This window comes from Paenibacillus sp. UNC499MF, assembly GCF_900107975.1.
Lineage (GTDB): Bacteria > Bacillota > Bacilli > Paenibacillales > NBRC-103111 > Paenibacillus_F.
In genome coordinates, this window is the sequence record NZ_FNVF01000002.1 from 222,032 (window position 1) to 239,364 (window position 17,333).

General features: G+C 56.4%; 20 protein-coding genes. 19 read left to right on the plus strand and 1 reads right to left on the minus strand.

The annotated features are described in order from the left end of the window. Positions 1–46: 46 nt before the first annotated feature. A complete protein-coding gene (locus C4S74_RS06085) occupies positions 47–919 on the minus strand; it encodes a PDZ domain-containing protein (protein ID WP_103994462.1) in 873 nt (290 codons plus the stop codon). Positions 920–1,102: 183 nt separating this feature from the next. On the opposite strand from C4S74_RS06085, the gene C4S74_RS06090 reads away from it, so the two are divergent. The 19 genes from C4S74_RS06090 (at position 1,103) to C4S74_RS06180 (ending at position 17,293) form a co-directional block, all read left to right on the plus strand. Beyond that, a complete protein-coding gene (locus C4S74_RS06090; RefSeq protein ID WP_103994463.1) occupies positions 1,103–2,002 on the plus strand; it encodes a glycosyltransferase family 2 protein in 900 nt (299 codons plus the stop codon). A 26-nt stretch (positions 2,003–2,028) separates the two neighbouring features. After that, a complete protein-coding gene (locus C4S74_RS06095; RefSeq protein WP_258042404.1) occupies positions 2,029–3,615 on the plus strand; it encodes a M2 family metallopeptidase in 1,587 nt (528 codons plus the stop codon). Positions 3,616–3,644: 29 nt separating this feature from the next. Continuing rightward, positions 3,645–3,938: a hypothetical protein gene (locus C4S74_RS06100; RefSeq protein ID WP_103994465.1), complete on the plus strand. Its 294-nt coding sequence runs from the start codon at positions 3,645–3,647 to the stop codon at positions 3,936–3,938. 328 nt (positions 3,939–4,266) lie between these two features. Further along, positions 4,267–4,938, plus strand: a complete 672-nt coding sequence (locus C4S74_RS06105) for a helix-turn-helix transcriptional regulator (protein WP_258042405.1) — start codon at positions 4,267–4,269, stop codon at positions 4,936–4,938. A 19-nt stretch (positions 4,939–4,957) separates the two neighbouring features. Beyond that, entirely contained in the window at positions 4,958–5,899 is a 942-nt protein-coding gene (locus C4S74_RS06110; RefSeq protein WP_103994467.1) for a hypothetical protein, read from the plus strand. Between the two features lie 80 nt (positions 5,900–5,979). After that, the gene (locus C4S74_RS06115; RefSeq protein ID WP_103994468.1) at positions 5,980–6,258 is read left to right on the plus strand and encodes a hypothetical protein; all 279 of its coding nucleotides are present in this window, start codon (positions 5,980–5,982) and stop codon (positions 6,256–6,258) included. Between the two features lie 182 nt (positions 6,259–6,440). Next, a complete protein-coding gene (locus C4S74_RS06120) occupies positions 6,441–6,719 on the plus strand; it encodes a hypothetical protein (protein ID WP_103994469.1) in 279 nt (92 codons plus the stop codon). 182 nt (positions 6,720–6,901) lie between these two features. Continuing rightward, positions 6,902–7,183, plus strand: a complete 282-nt coding sequence (locus tag C4S74_RS06125; RefSeq protein ID WP_103994470.1) for a hypothetical protein — start codon at positions 6,902–6,904, stop codon at positions 7,181–7,183. Between the two features lie 82 nt (positions 7,184–7,265). Next, positions 7,266–7,838, plus strand: a complete 573-nt coding sequence (locus C4S74_RS06130; RefSeq protein ID WP_103994471.1) for a hypothetical protein — start codon at positions 7,266–7,268, stop codon at positions 7,836–7,838. Positions 7,839–7,939: 101 nt separating this feature from the next. After that, positions 7,940–8,212 (plus strand): hypothetical protein, encoded by a 273-nt coding sequence (locus C4S74_RS06135; protein WP_103994472.1) that lies wholly within the window; start codon positions 7,940–7,942, stop codon positions 8,210–8,212. Positions 8,213–8,429: 217 nt separating this feature from the next. Further along, positions 8,430–9,464 (plus strand): BtrH N-terminal domain-containing protein, encoded by a 1,035-nt coding sequence (locus C4S74_RS06140; RefSeq protein WP_103994473.1) that lies wholly within the window; start codon positions 8,430–8,432, stop codon positions 9,462–9,464. Between the two features lie 75 nt (positions 9,465–9,539). Then, on the plus strand, positions 9,540–9,887 hold the full coding sequence (locus C4S74_RS06145; protein ID WP_103994474.1) for an HAD hydrolase family protein: 348 nt from the start codon (positions 9,540–9,542) through the stop codon (positions 9,885–9,887). After that, positions 9,884–10,627: a glycosyltransferase family 2 protein gene (locus C4S74_RS06150; protein WP_103994475.1), complete on the plus strand. Its 744-nt coding sequence runs from the start codon at positions 9,884–9,886 to the stop codon at positions 10,625–10,627. The genes C4S74_RS06145 and C4S74_RS06150 overlap by 4 nt, the downstream gene beginning before the upstream one ends. Continuing rightward, the gene (locus C4S74_RS06155; protein ID WP_103994476.1) at positions 10,624–11,832 is read left to right on the plus strand and encodes a glycosyltransferase; all 1,209 of its coding nucleotides are present in this window, start codon (positions 10,624–10,626) and stop codon (positions 11,830–11,832) included. The genes C4S74_RS06150 and C4S74_RS06155 overlap by 4 nt, the downstream gene beginning before the upstream one ends. Further along, a complete protein-coding gene (gene acpS, locus C4S74_RS06160) occupies positions 11,829–12,206 on the plus strand; it encodes a holo-ACP synthase (RefSeq protein WP_103994477.1) in 378 nt (125 codons plus the stop codon). Before C4S74_RS06155 ends, acpS begins: the two co-directional genes overlap by 4 nt. 173 nt (positions 12,207–12,379) lie before the next feature. Continuing rightward, positions 12,380–12,757, plus strand: a complete 378-nt coding sequence (locus tag C4S74_RS06165) for a VOC family protein (protein ID WP_103994478.1) — start codon at positions 12,380–12,382, stop codon at positions 12,755–12,757. Positions 12,758–12,953: 196 nt separating this feature from the next. Further along, positions 12,954–13,799 carry a sugar phosphate isomerase/epimerase gene (locus C4S74_RS06170; RefSeq protein WP_258042407.1) on the plus strand — a complete coding sequence of 282 codons (846 nt, stop codon included), beginning with the start codon at positions 12,954–12,956 and terminating at the stop codon, positions 13,797–13,799. A 6-nt stretch (positions 13,800–13,805) separates the two neighbouring features. Further along, positions 13,806–15,554, plus strand: a complete 1,749-nt coding sequence (locus tag C4S74_RS06175; RefSeq protein WP_103994479.1) for an ABC transporter ATP-binding protein — start codon at positions 13,806–13,808, stop codon at positions 15,552–15,554. After that, a complete protein-coding gene (locus C4S74_RS06180) occupies positions 15,551–17,293 on the plus strand; it encodes an ABC transporter ATP-binding protein (RefSeq protein WP_103994480.1) in 1,743 nt (580 codons plus the stop codon). Before C4S74_RS06175 ends, C4S74_RS06180 begins: the two co-directional genes overlap by 4 nt. Positions 17,294–17,333 lie beyond the last annotated feature (40 nt).

Consider the following 17,333-nt stretch of genomic DNA (forward strand, 5'->3'; position numbering starts at 1 on the left):
AAAAAAAAAGGGCAGTACACGGCTTTCGCCGTATGCTGCCCTTTGCTTATTCCCGCTCCTCAACGGCAGAAAGCTCCCGCCGCCGTATGCTGATCTCGTCCAGTGAAATTTCGTTGGGATCGATCATGCCGGTAAACCGGTCATCGTAGGTTAAATGTGCCGTCACCGCACACCGTTCCCCGCGTTCGTAGAAAACGATGTCGGCGGGCTTGCCGGTTCCGTAAAAGCGGGAGAGCGCTTTGACAAAATCGTTATACGTCGGAACCGGCATTCCTCCGAGGCTCGTCACGATGATCCCGCTTCGTAAACCGGCCCGGTGGGCGGGACTGTTCGGATACACGGTCCCGATGAAGTTCCCCCGTATGCCAGCACCGGCAAGCCCCTGCTCTTCCAGCTGTGCGGGGGTGGCCGTATAATTCATGACCCCCAGACGGGGATAATTAAAAATCGAGTTGCGCAGATCCAGACCGAGCTCGATTGTATTTTTCAGATGAAAAAGAGATTGTCTCCAGCCTGTTTCCCCGCATTCCCTGACCCACTGCAGCATTTCATCCTCCGTGTAGCCCTCCACAGTAACGGTGACCTTGGTACAAGGACCGCTGCCGATTGGCTCGAAAATGAACGAAGTCTTTAAGCTGTATTCCCAGCGGGAACCGTCCGGAAAAATGGACGTGTAGTGCTCGTCGAACCGGATGAGATCCGGTTTCACGCATTCGGCGCAAACGGCGCGGTTCGTTAATTCTCCGATTACGAGGGTGAGCTCATCCCCCCGGGCGATTTCAGGCTGTGCCCCCGAATAGGTGGCGATGTCGCTCAAAAAATGTTTCCAGCCTTCCGCTGTCGCCACATACCACCAGATCTCTTCCGCAGAAGCGTCGATATAAACCGAATTGACGGTTTTTTTTCTGTCCTCATTCATTCCGAAAGCAGTCCTCCCTCGGCTGTTACTGATGCCCTTATACTATCTTAATTTACGAACAAACGATCGGTTTTTATCGGCATCCCCCCGGAATAAAAAGCCGAGCGGCCGGCAGGGAAAGCGTTTTATAATGCGGCAAAGCGCTTGTTTCAATTGGGCCGACAGGTCCGGAGGTGGTGTTTTATGACGAAAATGAATGTGGTTATTCCGGTTTACAATCAAGCCTACGCCTTATCCCTGACTCTGCACGGGTTAACCCGGCAGCCGGCCCCTTATAACCGCTGTCCGGTTATCGTTGTGGACGACGGGTCCGAAGAGCCGGTCCATGCGGTTGCGGAAGCTTACAGGGAGCGGCTGAATCTCACTTACGTGCGCATCCCCCGCAGCGGCAGGGCAGCCGCCCGTAATGCCGGAGCGAAGCTGCTGGACGAAGGATGCGTCCTGTTCTGCGATGCCGACCGGATACCGAGGCCGGGGTTCATCGAAGCGCATGCGCAAGCCCGCCGGAAGCACGGCAGCCACTTTGTGGTCGGGCAGGTCCGTGAGCTCTACGTTCCGGATGCGGAGCAGAACCGGGAGCTGGTGCTGGCTCGCTACGGGGAGCAGAAATATGACCGCGTTCCGCAGTACTGCCGGCTCGTTTACCGGCTGTTTAACGACAGCGGGACGACCCTTTCGCCCGTTCCGTGGATCGCCGCCCTGAGCGGGAATATGTCCCTCCCTCTGGAGCTGTTCCGGGATTTGGGGGGCTTCGACGATACGTTCCGGGAATGGGGCTTCGAGCACCTGGAGCTCGGCTACCGGGCCCACCGCCGGCAGGTGCCCTTCGCTTACTGCCGGGAAGCGGTGAACGTGCATCTGGCGCATCCGCGGAAGGGACTCTCTTATGCGGATTTTATCCGCCAGAGCCACGACACGTTTTTCCGCAAGCATCCTCACCCGGTCGTAGGAGCTTTCTATGATTTTATGATGGGCAGAATCAGCCGCGTACAGCTCGAAAACCTGGCTTCTACGGGCATGCTCGGCAGTGCGGGGAAAAACGCTTCCGACGAATACGTCCGCATTCTCAATTTCAAGTCATGAATCAAACGGAAACGGGGGAAGGACGATTGTCACAAGAACGTTTTCAGACCGGGGCCGGCTCTTTTTTGAGGGAAGCGAACCGCGAGCTGGCCGGCTTATACGTCCCGATGATGAATTCGCTCTGGAAAGTGATCACGACAGGCGAATTCCGCTACGTCAAGCAGTGCGAGCAAGATGAGAAGGCTTATCAGGAGGCGCTTGCCTCTCCGGTTCTGGGCGGGCAGGCGGAATATTGGCTGAACCGCCGGGGGCTGTCCGCAGAGCAGAAGCGCCAGCTTCAAGTATTGAAGGCTGAACTGGCGGAGTACCGGATGGAGGCGAACGAAAGGCAGGCCGCCGCTTCCTTGTGGAACGATCTGCATTACACGATCGGCACGTTCCGCGCGGAAGCGGGCGGCGCCCTGCTGTCGGAGCATGCGGCGCATGTCCTGATGCGCAGGGTGAGCGACGGCCGGCAGCGCAAGCAGATCTGGCAGGCGGGCATGCGGCTGGGCGGGCTAACCGCCCCCAAGCTGCTGGAGCTGGTCAAGCTCCGCAACCGGGCTGCCAGGCGGCTCGGCTATGACGATTACTTCGCGATGAAGCTGGAGAACGCGGGAGTCGGGCTCGATACGCTGACGGAGCTGATCCGGCAAATCCGCGGCGGCCTGGATTCCGCCTACCGGGAAGTGAAAGGCGGGATCGACCTGGAATTGGCCGACCGGTTTCACATCGCTAGGAGCGAGGTCCGTTCCTGGCATTACACGCATCCGTTTTTCCAGACGCACTTTGCGATGGAGGAGCCGCTTGGGGCGGGCACGGATGAAATGGCGGACAAGGTGTCCGGGTGGCTGCGGGAACGCGGATGCGATCTGAGCGCCGTTATCCGCGGGGCGGATCTGGCGGAGCGTCCGGGCAAAAGCCAGGCGAACTGCTGCCTGAATCTGGACCGGAGCCGGGATATCCGCATGTCCTGCAACCTGTCCCCGGACACGAAGGGACTTGCGGTGCTGCTCCATGAATCGGGGCATGCCCTGTTCGAGAAGGAGCTGGATCCTTCGCTTCCGTTTCTGCTGCGGCAGCCCGCCCATCCTTTCTTGAGCGAAGGCGCCGCCCTGCTGATGGAAAGACTGGCGTGGGATGAGGAATGGAAGCGGGAACTTTTCGGCGGCGAGCCGGGGCCGGGTGCGGGTGGCGATGCGGGGTCCGCTCAAGAAAAGCTGCGCAAAGAAACGCTGGTTCGGCTGTATTGGACGCTGACTTTGGTGGAGTTCGAGAAACAATTATACGCAAATCCCGATCAGCCCTTAAACGGCTTATGGTGGGATCTCGTGGAAGACGTGCAGGGCATAACCCGGCCGTCCGAGTGGGATTATCCGTACTGGGCCGCCAAGGCCCATCTGTCGACGCTGCCGGTTTATTATTACAATTACCTGCTCGGCGAGGCGGCCGCCTCGCAGTTTCAGCATACGCTTCAGGCCCGTTTCAAGGTATGGCACGGCAAAGAAGCGCTGGGGCATCTGCGGAAGGAAGTGTTCCGTCCGGGGGCTTCGGCAAGCTGGCGGGAGCTGTTGGCGGCGGGAACCTCGCAGGACCTGAACCCACTTTTCCTGATCCGTCAGCTGCGGGGTTAAATTTTCGTATCTTAAGGAGGATGACGCTAATGGCTACGATTCATATTCAGAAGAGGACGGTCGTCTCCCGTATGGAACGGGATTCTTCCGAACCGGTTAACAGCCAGGTCAAGACCTATACACTCACGCCCGAGGAGCTGGATTATTACCGCAGGCTTCCCCTGTCCGCCGCGGACAAGGCGTTCAAGCCCGGACTCAAAGTGATGGCGATGGAACGGAGGGACGGAGATGGGGACGGCAGCCGAAAACCTGACCCGGCAGCTGGATCGCTTGTCGGAGGTACTGAGGGGAACGCTCACGCCGGAGAAGCTGGAGGAGCTTGACGAATGGTTTCGTCTCGTGGCGCCGGAGGCATGCAGAAATGCCTCCCGTTTGCCGTTTCCGTATAACCAGCGGATACTCCGCCACTTCCGCCGCATGCGGGAGGAAGAACGGCCTCTGCCCGCTATCGCGGGCTTTCTTCGTCACGGGCTGCATGACATATACGATATTTTGAGCGATTATCAATCCGCTTAGAAAAATATTTTTTTCATATAATTCAATATTAGTCAAAAAAATCCTAATGTCCTGCAAGGGAACCTGATCTTTCTTTCTTGCGGTTTGATACCATGACGGCACCGAAACCATTACGTGTAGGGGGAATGGGTGCCAGTGGACGTGCTACTTATTATCAGCCATCAGCTTAAGGAAGACGAGTTTGAACGGGTACAGAGGTTGTTTTCCCATATGTCGATCATTGCCGAATCGGATTTTAATGCGGTCGCAAGCTCGATCCGCCGGCAGGAAAAAGCTCACAAGCTGTTCGTTTTCCTGTCTTTCGATGAATCGCTTCCCGAGGAATGGAAGATCGAGGAGCTTCAGCTGCAGAGCCCGATTATGGTGCTGCTTAAAGTGAACAAGCGCGACCTTTTCGTGTTTTATTCTTTTCTCGATTCGGTAGGGCTGTTATCCAAGCCGTCCGACGCTTCGCCGGGCAAACAAGAAATTTCGCCGCTGCTGTATCAGTCTCTTGAGTTTATCGAACAAAATTTATGCGAAAACGACCTGTCCCTGGAGAAAGTGGCGTCGAGTATTTTCGTCAGCCGGTGCCATTACTCCAGGATGTTTAAAGAATATTTCGGCTTCGGTTTTAAGGAATATGTGATGAACAAACGCATTCAGAAGGCAAAGGCCATGCTGCAAAAAGGAGTGCCGGTTACGGATGTATGCTATGCCGTCGGCTACGGGGATTTAACGCATTTCGGCCGGGTTTTCAAAAGGCTGGTCGGGACAAACCCTTCGGTTTACCGGGGACAAAGGCGGGACGCGCCGTCCTGCGGATAGCGGAAAGGGGGAAAGCTTTATGGGAACGGAGCCGATTCGCGCCCGTTATTTCAACCGGCTCACGATCGGGCCGGACGGACGATCCATCTGCAAAACGAGCCGCCATGACAAGAAACTCCGCGACGAGATCAACTGGTACTTGAACCTTCCGGAACAATTACAAACGTATATCCCCGTTGTTCAAGACTACTCGCTGCAACATCCCGTGCATCTGTGCCTGGAATATATTCAGGCCCCGACTTTATCGGAGTCGTACATGAGCGGGAGACTGGATCGGGAAGACTGGCCGGATGTTTTTGCCCGGCTGGATCAGCTCTTCAGCCGGTTTGCCGGCTTCCCCGCCGAGCTGGATACGGCGAGTTTGTACGAGATGTACATCGGGAAGACACGAACCCGTATGGCGGCTTTTTTGAACGGCAACGAGCGGGCCAGACGGTTTTACAACCAGGGGTATTACCGGCTGAACGGAAAGATGGTGCTCTGCCCTTTCCGGATTTTCGAAAGCCACCTTGGAGATTTCCGCTCTCTGCTCGATAATCCGGCCGCCGCGGTCCTGCACGGCGACCTCTGTTTCTCCAATGTGCTTTACGCACCGGAGAAACAGACCGTGAAGCTGGTAGATCCCCGGGGCAGCTTCGGCATACCGGGGATCTACGGCGACCGGCGGTACGACCTGGCGAAGATCAGACACAGCTTGAACGGATACGAGCATATTGTTCACGGCCGTTATGCGCTGCATATGGAGGGCAATGACATCCGGCTGGAAATCCCGTTTACGGACGGACAGCTCCGGCTTCTCCGCGACTGGGACCGGTATCTGGGCGGCCACCTGCATGATGTCGCCAAGATCGAGGCGCTTCTGTTCCTTTCGATGCTGCCTCTTCACAGGGAGAGCCCCGAGCGGCAAATGGCTTTGTACGCCGTGGCAACCCGTCTGCTGTACGAAATTTTTGCTGATTAAGAGTCCCTTGTTAAGCCGAGGATTCCGGCGCGTATTCTTCTATACTTAAAAGGAACCCACAGAAAAGGAGAGTGACAAGAATGAATCAGACAGCAGTAAAATTTGTGATGGCGACGGCAATTCTCGTTTCGCCGGCGGCAGGAACAGCTCTGAAGGCAAGCGCTCATACCGCTGCAGTTGCGGCGCAGCCGGCGGTTCAAGCGGCCGGTGAGGGTGTGCAGGCTGTACAGGCGGCACCATCCCGCACATTAACCCAAGCCGGAATTTCCCACGTGAAGACGGATCTCCGGGAAATTTTGCCGGAGTTCGGCGGAGCCGGCAATTTCACCCCGTCAGTTGTGACGAAAACTCCAGCGTGACCGTCAAAAGAGATAAGCGCCCGCCGCTTATCTCTTTTGCTTTTGCAGGCAGGGCTATGACCGGAGAGAACCGGGGTTAACGAAATTTTCGCAGATTGAAGTCATCCGGTAAAGCCGAGAGGGCGGGGCTTTACTGTTCTATACTGAAGAGGTAGTTATCCAGGCAAAGGGAGGTGAAACGAATGAAAGAGATGACGTCTAAATTTATAATCGCCACCGCTATTCTGGCGGCTCCTGCGGCAGGCACCGCCCTGCAGGCAAGCGCCCAGACCGTGGCGGTTCAGGCCCAGCCGGCGGTTCAACCGGCTGTTGAGGGTGTGCAGGCTGTACAGCCTGCACCATCCGGCACATTAACCCACACCGGAATTTCCCACGTGAAGACGGATCTCCGGGAAATTTTGCCGGAGTTCGGCGGAGCCGGCAATTTCACCCCGTCAGTTGTGACGAAAACTCCAGCGTGACCGTCAAAAGAGATAAGCGCCCGCCGCTTATCTCTTTTGCTTTTGCAGGCAGGGCTATGACCGGAGAGAACCGGGGTTAACGAAATTTTCGCAGATTGAAGTCATCCGGTAAAGCCGAGAGGGCGGGGCTTTACTGTTCTATACTGAAGAGGTAGTTATCCAGGCAAAGGGAGGTGAAACGAATGAAAGAGATGACGTCCAAATTTATAATCGCCACCGCTATTCTGACGGCACCCGCCGCCGGAACCGCTGTGAACGTGAGCGCGCACGCTGCGGCCGCCGCGAGTCAGCCTTCGGTAAGCGCTGAAAGCGCAAGCGCGTCTGTGGCGGCTTCCCCGCAGTTCGAACCTGCCGCAGCGGATACAGCGTCCCGGACTCAGTCGCCCGCTTCCGCGGGTATCGTTGAATTAGCCGAGGCGGAACCATCTTTTACGATCAATGTGTTTAAGAAAACATTGGCCTAAGCGAGCCGGACAAAGAGAGATAAGCGGGAAGAAGCTTATCTCTCTTCTCACTTTTGAACGCGATGAAGATTGGAGGGAGTACATGAATCAACGGATGTTTACATGTCTGGATCTGAGGTCCTGCTTGAATAACTGCGGAACGACAGGCAGCCATAACTATCATGAAGGTTATTTAAGCTCGGCAAGGGCTTCTTTTCCGGAAGATGCCTTTCCGTTTGACGTTCCTTTCGAATTTAAAGAAATACCGTTCGTTCTCTTTAAGAGACATTCTTTCGATAATATCGTCACGGAAGGTCAGTCTATCCAATTCCCCCGGCAGCGGGTGACCCGGATTCATCTTCTCGGCACCTCAAGCGACGCCAATATGGCGGATTATGTGTATTTGATGCTGGATGAGAAGGAGGTCTCGAAGGAGAAGATCCTGTTATCCCATTTTATTTCGGAGGTTCCTTTCCCTCGTAACGAATGTGTAATCCAAGCGTCCTGCCTACATACGTTGGATGGCCCTCTTACTCACAGATCCCCCAAGCTCTGGTATGACGGGATTACATTAGACCGCCCGGTGGAGATCAACCGAATTACGTTTGAGGACAATCCCTGCATGCATGTGTTCGGCATGACGCTTGAAAGTGTTGAGACACCGGAGGATAGGTAATTTTTTCCTAATAATGGGAGGGATACCGCCGAGGACTCCACCGGAATACCTCTTATACTGAAGGAGAGCCGGCAGTCCCAGAAGAAAGGAGGATGGATGGAATGAAGGAAACGACAGCTAAGTTTCTTATTGCGACCGCTGTGCTGGTGTCTCCCGCCATGGGAACGGCCCTGGACGTCAGCGCCGGGCAGCCCGCGTTAATCCAGGCGCAAACGGCATTCGCGGACGTTCAGCAGAACCGGACGGTATCCGAGTCCGAAGACACGTATTCAAGCTTGCAGACAGCGAAGAAAGCGTCCGATCCGAGCTTGCGGGAACCGGGAGAATATACGGTTTCGGGCGTATCGCCGATGTGCGCGAAATGCTTGTCCTAGGTGCTTGGACAACCCGGGTGAGACGATCCCGCACGGGCAGTCTCCCGTTTTTAGGTGAAGACCGGTTTGTGCAGGCTTTGTTCTGAAATGTTAAGGGAGCGTGACAGCAGGCTCCGATGATCGGAAGAGATAAGCCTTAACCGGGCTTATCTCTTTCTCTCATGTGCGAAGCGATGGAAACCGATCTTATTACAGCTTAACGGAGGTGCAAAGACGGATGACGTTTACCTTATATAAAGAATTCCGGTTGAATTGCTTCTACGTCAATATCGCCGCTCTGTTAAAGCGGCTTCCCGTTGAAGATGCCCATCTGGTTTATTTGTTCAATCAGGCGGGCTTATTTTACTGCGATACGGAGGACGAGGATGAGTTTCAAATCAGCCCTTATTACCGGCAGCTGGACGATTTTGTGTACGGGCTGTTCGGAGCGCGGCTGCATAAGAAAGGATCTTCTGCGGGAAGCGAGTATATGCGGACTTTGAAAGAGGCTCTTGCCAGCGGAAGGAGCGCGATCATCGAGTCCGATATTTTTTATTTGCCGTACAGCGGCTTTTATAGAAGAACCCATTTTCCGCACGCTTTGGAGGTTATCGGTCATAAGGAAGGCAAGTTCGAGATCTGCGATCATTATTACGAATATCACGGATTTCTCGATGAGTCCGAACTTCAGGCCATTTTCGACGCTTCGCTGGACAGTGTGTTTTATAAACGGTTGTATGTCTGGTCTCTGAAAAAAACGGACGGAGCCGCTCCCGGAGAAATTACGCCGGAATTTTGCGAAAGCGTGATTAAAGACAATCAGGCGAATATGCAGGGAGCCGTCACCTACGATTGTCCGCCCGGCAGCTATCCGGGACTCGCCGCTTTCGAACCTATTTGCGGGAAAATAAAAAGCCTGAAGACGATCGAAGAAGACTCCGTCAAGTTTAAGGCGGCCAGTTATTTGTATGATGGCTTCAGGGAGATCGCCAATTCCCGGTATCATCACCACAATTTACTGAAAGCTATCGGAGAGGACGCGCTCGCCGAATCGTATCTGGAGGCCGACCAAAGCTGGATGGTGGCGGCTAATTTGCTTATGCGTGCGGCGACGGGAAATCAGTTCCAGGCCTTCGAAGAACGGATATTGAGCCGGATGGAGCGGGTGAAGCAGAAGGAAGCCGAAAATACCGACCTGCTGCAGCAGTGGCTGGACCGGCGGGAGACCGGTCCGGCAGCTCACATCCGCAAGGATAAATCAACAACCGCCTAATATCGCGCAAAGGAGTCTGATTCTTGTCCGGCCCGCTCTGGTACGATTATTGCAGGCAAAGAATGGAGGTGTACGATGCGGATCGTACTGGATTTGGACGGAACTATTTGCACCTTGAAAAAAGAAGGGGAGTCGTATGCGGATGTTACGCCTTTACCGGGCTCCGTCGAAGCTTTGCGCAGGCTGAAAGAAGCAGGGCACCGGATCATCATTCACACGGCCCGTCATATGAAAACGTGCCAAGGCAATGTCGGAGAAGTTCTTGCCCGGGTCGGCGGTCTGACGCTGGACTGGCTGGAACGGTATGAAATCCCTTACGACGAAATCGTTTTCGGCAAGCCTTACGGTGACGTGTACGTGGATGACCTGGCCCTGACCTACCGGAGCTGGGACGAGGTTCTGGAGCGGCTGAAGGTCGGATGAAGACTGTCCAGATCGTAATTCCGATGGCGGGACGAGGACAGCGCTTCCGCAGTGCGGGCATATCCGTTCCGAAGATGCTCATCCCCGTAGCGGGAAAGCCGATGCTTCAGTGGGCGCTGGAAAGTTTAATGCCGCATTTTCCAGGGAATAAAATTTTGTTCGTCTGTCTGGAAGATCATCTGAAGCAGGGAGAATTGGAGAGGGTCATCGGGAGCTGCTGCGAGAATGCCGGTATCCTTTCTCTGCCCGAAGTTACGGGGGGACAGGCGGAGACGGTATTAAGCGCGGAAGCGTGCCTCGATCCGGAGCTGCCCCTGCTCATTTACAACTGCGATACGTACACGGAATCTTCCATAGGCGAAACGATCCGCGCCAAGGGAAGCGAGGCGGACGGGATCATCTCCGTGTTTGCTTCCGCGAACCCCGCATACAGCTATGTGCGGACAGACGGGAGCGGCCGGGTTGCGGAGGTCAGGGAAAAGCGGGTGATTTCAAACCGGGCGACGACGGGACTCTACTATTTCCGGAAAGCCGGTCTGTTTCTGGAGCCGGCGGAGGAAGCCGTACGCCTGGGAACGGAGGAAGGCGAAGTCTACGTGGCTCCGCTGTACAACCGGCTGATCGGGCGGGGGCTTACCGTCGTTGCGGATCAGGCGGACCGATGCTTTCCGCTGGGAACGCCGGACGAGATTGCCGAGTTCACAAGAAACTACAGAAAGCGGGAGAGTGAAGGGACATGACGAAACGGATCTTTTTCGGTTTAAGCGGCGGGCTCGGCCCCGTGCTCCGGAGTTTGCCGGTGGCCGAGCACTTCCGGCGTTCGGGGCACACTACCGCTTTCAGCATATACGGGGAGAGCAGTGCGGCTTTTATTGAAAGCAGAGGCTTCAAGCATCTGCCGGATGACGACCCGACCGTTCCGTCTCCCGAGAAAATGATAACCGGGGGCCCGGTCTTCTATAACCTGGACCATTATTATGCGGGAGCGGGCCTGCTCGACCCGGATTTCACCGGGGCCTGGATTCAACACCGGATCCGGATGCTGGAGAAATTCAACGCCGATCTGGTTATTACGGACATGAGCCCCCATACGGCAATCGCGGCCCGCTATCTGGGTATCCCGGTTGCCTCGATCACCCAGTCCTGCTTCCATCCGGACGGCCAGCCTATGCATTACTGGGGAAGGACTCCCCGTAATCTGCCGAGAGTGACGCCTGTCGTTAACCGGATATTGAGCAGGCTGGGCCTGCCGGACATCCGCGGCATGGAACAGCTTAATGCGGGGACGCTCAACTTTATTCCGGGAATTCCGGAAATGGACCCTGTCCGCACGAACGGAGTCCGTTATGTGGGCCCTATCGAATATCCGGCTGCCGGTCCTGCCGGCGCCCGTCTTCCGGAAGAGCCGTTTATCCTCGTCTATCCGGGCAGGCTCCAGGATACCGCGGGCGCTACGGGCTTGGGGCTGCTGAACCATGTCGTGGAAGCCTTCGGGGGGAAAAAGGAGCGGGTCCTAATAGCCGGCAGCGACGGGCTCCCGGACGGTCTGAAAGAGGGGCTTCCCCGGAACATCGGAATGATCCCGTATTTTAATTCGCCTATGCTGAAGAACTGCCGGTTGTTTATCCACCACGGGGGGCACGGGAGCTGTCTGTCGGCCATCATGAGGGGAGTTCCCTCGCTTATCCTGCCTACGCACACGGAGCGGGAGTTCAACGCACGCAAGGTGCAGGAAATGGGAGCGGGAGAGTATATGCTGCCGGGAACGTTTACAGCCGAGCATTTATATAAGCTTTCCATGTATGTGAGCGAGGACGGTTACAAAGAACGGGCCAGAGAACTCGCTTCGCTGATCCGGAGCCGCAATTACGGGGGAGCCAAGGAAATCTACAAGCGGTGCATGTCGCTTATGGAACGGCGGGCACTGGCCCTGGAGGAGTTATGATTTACGGAATCGGCGTGGATTTGCAAACTGTCTCCCAGCTTGAACAAGTGATGAAGAGACAGGGGGAAAACTTCCTCCGGAAAGTGTTCACGGACCGCGAGCGGGCTTACTGCGGCCGGTATGCCTGTCCCGCCAAGCATCTGGCGGCAAGGTGGGCCGTCAAAGAAGCGTTTATGAAGGCGATGGGCTCCGGGCTGGGCGGGAAGTACTTGTTTAAAGATCTCGAAGTGGTCAACCGGTCCTCTGGCCAGCCGGAACTTATTCTGCGCGGGAACGCGGAGGAGGACCGCAGACGGCTCGGACTTCACGTCTACATAAGCATCTCCCATTCGGGCGAATATGCCCTCGGTCAGGTGGTTCTCTGCAAGGCATAAACCATGCCGCACAGTCTGTTGAAATGTCTCCGCAGGAGGCAGCCGACAGGCTTTTTTGCCGTGGAACGCGGGTTCATTATCGCTTGACGCTCAGACAGTCAGGACGGTAAGATGTAAATATGTTTCATCCAATTATGGAAGCGTGTTCCTAAATACGTCAAGGAGCTGATCCCGTGACCCAAACTTTGACCGGAATCGATCATGTTCAACTGCCTGTTTCAAACCTGGAGCAGTCCATCGAGTGGTATGGGAAAATGTTCGGCTGTACCCTGCTCGACAACTACGGGGAATGTGCGATGCTGAAACTGGAGAACGGCCCCAATTTAATGCTGTGGCAGTCTAACGACTATTCTTCCGCACATTTTGACAAAGACGGGGAGACCATGCCGGTCATTTTCTTCAGAAGCAATGAGATTGATCTCCTTGCCCGCAGGCTGGAAGAAGAGCAGGTCAGAATCGTCAGCTTCGATGACGGCGGCTTCGCCAAGTTTCTGAAATTTTACGATATTAACGATAACTTCATCGGCGTTTTACAACTGGCGGAGGCTTAAAAGGCGCGTCAGGCAACCGGTACCCGGAAGGGGCCGGTTTTTTTGCGTTTTCTGACGGACGTGCAGCTTTAACCCGCAGCATTACGCATGGAAACCCGAGAAGACAGAACGGAGGAAACCTACAATAAACGTATACGGCGAACCTGGATAGCAACCTGTCCGGCGAGGCTCACAAAGACATTGAAGGTGCGGGAAAATGACACAAGTTTTTCATCGCTCGAAAGTTTCATGCCAGCTCACTCCATGGGGAGAGGCTTACCGGGATGGTCTTAAAGAGCTGGCAGCGCTGGATGTGGCCTATATAGAAATCGGCAGCAGGCTGCTATTGCCTTTTGAGCGGGAAATCAGCCGATGGCGGGAGCTGCTGGACGAAACGGGCCACAGCGTGTCCGGTGTATTCGAATTCGGGCATTTCGCCGGCTGGAACCGGCGCCGGGAAATCTATCTTCACCACGACCGGCTGGCGAGAATGCTGGAGCCGGCCGGCATCGGCCGGGTGATTCTGGGCCCCGGCATCCGGCTGAAACGGGGCTGGACCGGGGAAGACCGGCTCCGCATGGTGGCCATGGTGGCGGAAATTCACAAGCGGTACAGCTTTTACGGAGTAGCCGCGGCCATTCATCCGCACATTTCCCACTGCATTTATACGCAGGAGGAAATCGATTACGTCATGGAGCGGGCACCCGGCGGTCTCGGGCTGGTCCCCGATGTGGGGCATCTTCATGAAGCCGGTATCGGGATGCGGCATCTGCTGAAGCGGTACGGCCCGAGAATAACGGCTCTGCATGTGAAAGATGCCCGTCCTGCAGAGAGCGGCCCGGGGAACGCCCGGCCGGGCAGCCGTAAATCCGTTTTTACGGAGCTGGGAGGCGGGACGCTTGATCTTCCTTCTCTCCTGCAGGACCTGATCGCGCATGACTTCCGGGGTTTTCTGACCCTGGAAATGGACGAAGTTTCTTGTCCGCCGGGTGAAGCTGTACGGCTATCTCTGGATGTTCTGGAGAGAGAAAAACGAAATTCAGTCAAGAAAGGAAGAAAATAGACGGACATGTGGACAAAGCTACCGATCCTCCCTTATTTTCGCCTGGTCGGCCCTTATCTGAACCGGCACAAGAGCCGGTTCGCGCTGCTGACGCTGCTGCTGGCAGTCAATATTGCCATACAGCTTACCATTCCCTGGCTGTTAATGAAGTATTTTGATTCCCTGAATTCTCCCAAGCCCGAGGAAACATTCATTTTCCTGTTCATCCTGCTGGGCGTGTGTTACCAGCTTCTTTCGCTGGCTTCCGACTATGTCGGAGAGCATGTCGGCTGGTCGGCCGCCAACAAACTCCGCAGCCGGCTAATGCGGCATTGTCTGGGGCAGGATATCGCTTTCTTCCATCAATACGGCCCGGGAGAACTGCTGGACCGCGTAGACGGAGCGGTCAACGGGCTGGCTGAGTTTTTTTATAAATTTGTGGTCCGCTTCACGAATAATCTGGTGCTTCTAGTCGTCACCCTCATTGTTCTTTACAACGTCCACTGGGTTGCAGGGACTGTGATGACCTTGTTTGTCGCCGGAGCGGCTCTTATGTATTACCTTCTTCGCGATTACGCCCTTCCGCACTGGGTCCGCGTCGGTGAAACGTCTTCCGCCTTCTTCGGTTTTATCGGCGAACAGCTGACGAATACGGAAGATACCCGCTCTAGCGGAGCTTCCGGATACGTGATGCGGAAGTTAAAAGCACATCTGAATCAGTGGCTGCCTGTTCATATGGAGGCCGGCCGCGCCTTCACCGTCATGTGGATGAGTTCCATGCTGCTGCTCGCTTTAAGCACAATCCTCACATTCGGCGTAAGCTCTTGGCTGTGGCATGCCGGTGCGGCAGGCCCCGGAACCGTCTACATGATTATGATGTACACGGTTATGCTGGTCGGGCCTATCGATACCATCCGGCTGGAGCTGGGCGCGCTGCAGCGGGCTTCGGCCAATATCGAACGGATCCGGCAGCTGTTCGAGGTCCGGCCGAAGGTGGGCGATCCCGCGGGGGAGGGGGACACCCTCCGAGAAGGCGCGCTGTCCGTCGAATTCAGCGGCGTTACATTCGGCTATACCCCCGGCGAACCGGTGCTGCAAGGAATCGGGTTCAAGCTGGAGGCGGGCGAAACGCTCGGCATAGTAGGCCGCACGGGAAGCGGCAAAACCTCGATAGCAAGGCTGCTTTTGCGCCTTTACGATCCGCAGTCGGGCACAGTCTCTCTGGGCGGTACCGACATTAGCCGCGTCAAGCTTTCCGCGCTGAGGGAGCGTGTAGGCATCGTCACGCAGGACGTGCAGATTTTTAAAGGCACGGTCCGGGATAATTTGACCTTTTTTAACTCAGACATCCCGGATGAGAAAATTGTCAGCCTGCTTACCGATTTAAGCCTGGACAGCTGGTTCGGGTCGCTCCCGCAAGGCTTGGATACGCAGCTGGAAGCCGGAGGAGGCGGACTGTCCGCGGGCGAGGCCCAATTGCTGGCATTCGCGCGAGTTTTTCTCAAGGATCCGGGGCTCATCATTCTGGATGAAGCTTCTTCCCGTCTCGATCCGGCAACGGAGGAAAAGCTCGACCTCGCCGTAAGGAAGCTGCTCCGGGGAAGAACGGCTATCCTTATCGCCCACCGGCTGAGTACGCTCCGGCATGTGGACCGGATTTTGGTGATGGACAGCGGGCGGATTGCGGAGAACGGTCTCCAGGGAGCCTTATTGGAAGACCCCGATTCGCGCTATTCCCGGCTGCTGCGCCAAAGCCTGCGCAGCCGGACGGTATGAGCCCGCTTCGGCTGATGTGGAGTTTGTCGGCCGGCTATCCCCGGCTTTTCTGGAGAGGGGCCGCGATCTGGCTGCCGTTCAATCTGTCTCCCGTAATCGCGGGTCTGCTGGTCAAGCTGGTTTTCGACAAGCTGGCGGGCACCGGAGAGGAGGCGGGCGGGGTATGGTTCGTCATCGCGCTGCTGGCCGTGAACGCGCTGATTTCGGCAGGGTCCATCGTGTGGGGGACACGGACGGAGACGGAGCTGAACTTCCGCGTTAAGAGCCTGATCCGGCAAAACCTGCTGGAGCATACTCTGAAACGGCCCGGAGCCCGGTCCATCCCTTACACGACGGGCGAAGCCGTCTCGACGTTTCGGGACGATGTGGAGGAGCTGGCCAACCTGCTGCGTCTGTACAACCTGCTGCCTGTCAAAGCTCTGTTTGCGGTTGCGGCCGGCGTAATTCTATGGTCGGCTTCCCCCCGCATAACCTTGCTTGTTTTTTTACCGCTTGTGTTTATTCTGAGTCTCGGTCAATTGGCTGCGGCTTCTCTGCAAAAAAGACGGGAAGCTTCCCGGACAGCCGAGAGCGGGATATCGGGCTTTATCGGGGAGGTTTGCGGCGCGGCCCAGGCAATCCGGCTCGGGAATGCGGAGACTTTCGTAAGCCGCCGCTTCCGGTCTCTCGGAGAGACGCGCATGAAGGCCGTTCTGCAAGAAAGGCTGCTGGACGGGACCGTCTCGGCCGTTTTTACGAACACCCTGCAGACCGGAACGGGGTTCATTCTGCTGGCGGCCTCTTTTCTTTCGGGGAAAGGAGAGCTGACCGTGGGGAGCTTCGCCCTGTTTGTCGCTTATATCGGTGTTATGACGGGGTTTGTCCAATACGCGGGGCATCTCTTGAAAACATACAGGCAGGCGCGAGTGTCCGTAAACAGGCTGCTCCATCTTCTGCAGGGAGCCCCGCCCGGTACGCTGCTCGCTCGGAGGACGCCGGACCCGGAGGCAGAAGCTTCACAGCCGCCCGGCCTTCCCGCTTTCCCGGACGTGCTGCAGCTGCTGGAAACCAGGGGGCTGACTTACCTTCACGGCCGCACGGACAGGGGAATCCGGAACATAGACCTTCACATTCCCGGAGGATCGTTCGTGGTCGTTACGGGGCGGAACGGTTCCGGTAAAACGACGCTGCTGCGGACGCTGCTCGGACTGCTGCCTGCGGACGCAGGAGAAATACGCTGGAACCTGGAGAAAGTGGAGGAGCCGGACCGGTTTTTTACGCCGCCGCGGGCCGCTTATACCCCGCAGGCGCCGGGCCTTTTTAACGGTTCCCTGAAGGAAAACATTTTGCTCGGCTTGGCCGAAGAACGGCTCGGAGAGGCGGTTCATCAGGCCGTGCTGGAAAAGGACGTCCGTCAGCTGGAAAACGGCCTCGATACTGTCGTCGGCGTGAAGGGGGTCAAGCTGTCCGGAGGCCAGATTCAGCGGACGGCGGCGGCGCGGATGTTTATCCGGAAGAGCAGCCTCCTCGTCCTGGACGACTTGTCCAGCGCCCTGGACGCCCGGACGGAAAACGAGCTGTGGAAGCGGCTGGATCAGCTCCGGGATACGACCTTCCTGGTCGTTTCCCATCGCAGGGCCGCTTTCGAGAGAGCGGATCATATCGTCGTTCTGAAGGACGGCAGGGTTGAGGGGCAGGGCACCCTGGACGAACTTCTGCGCTCCTCGGAAGAAATGCGGAGCTTATGGGAGCGGCCGTAAAACCTGCATGAAATCCGATATTTTCAAGGAGGAAGAGCCG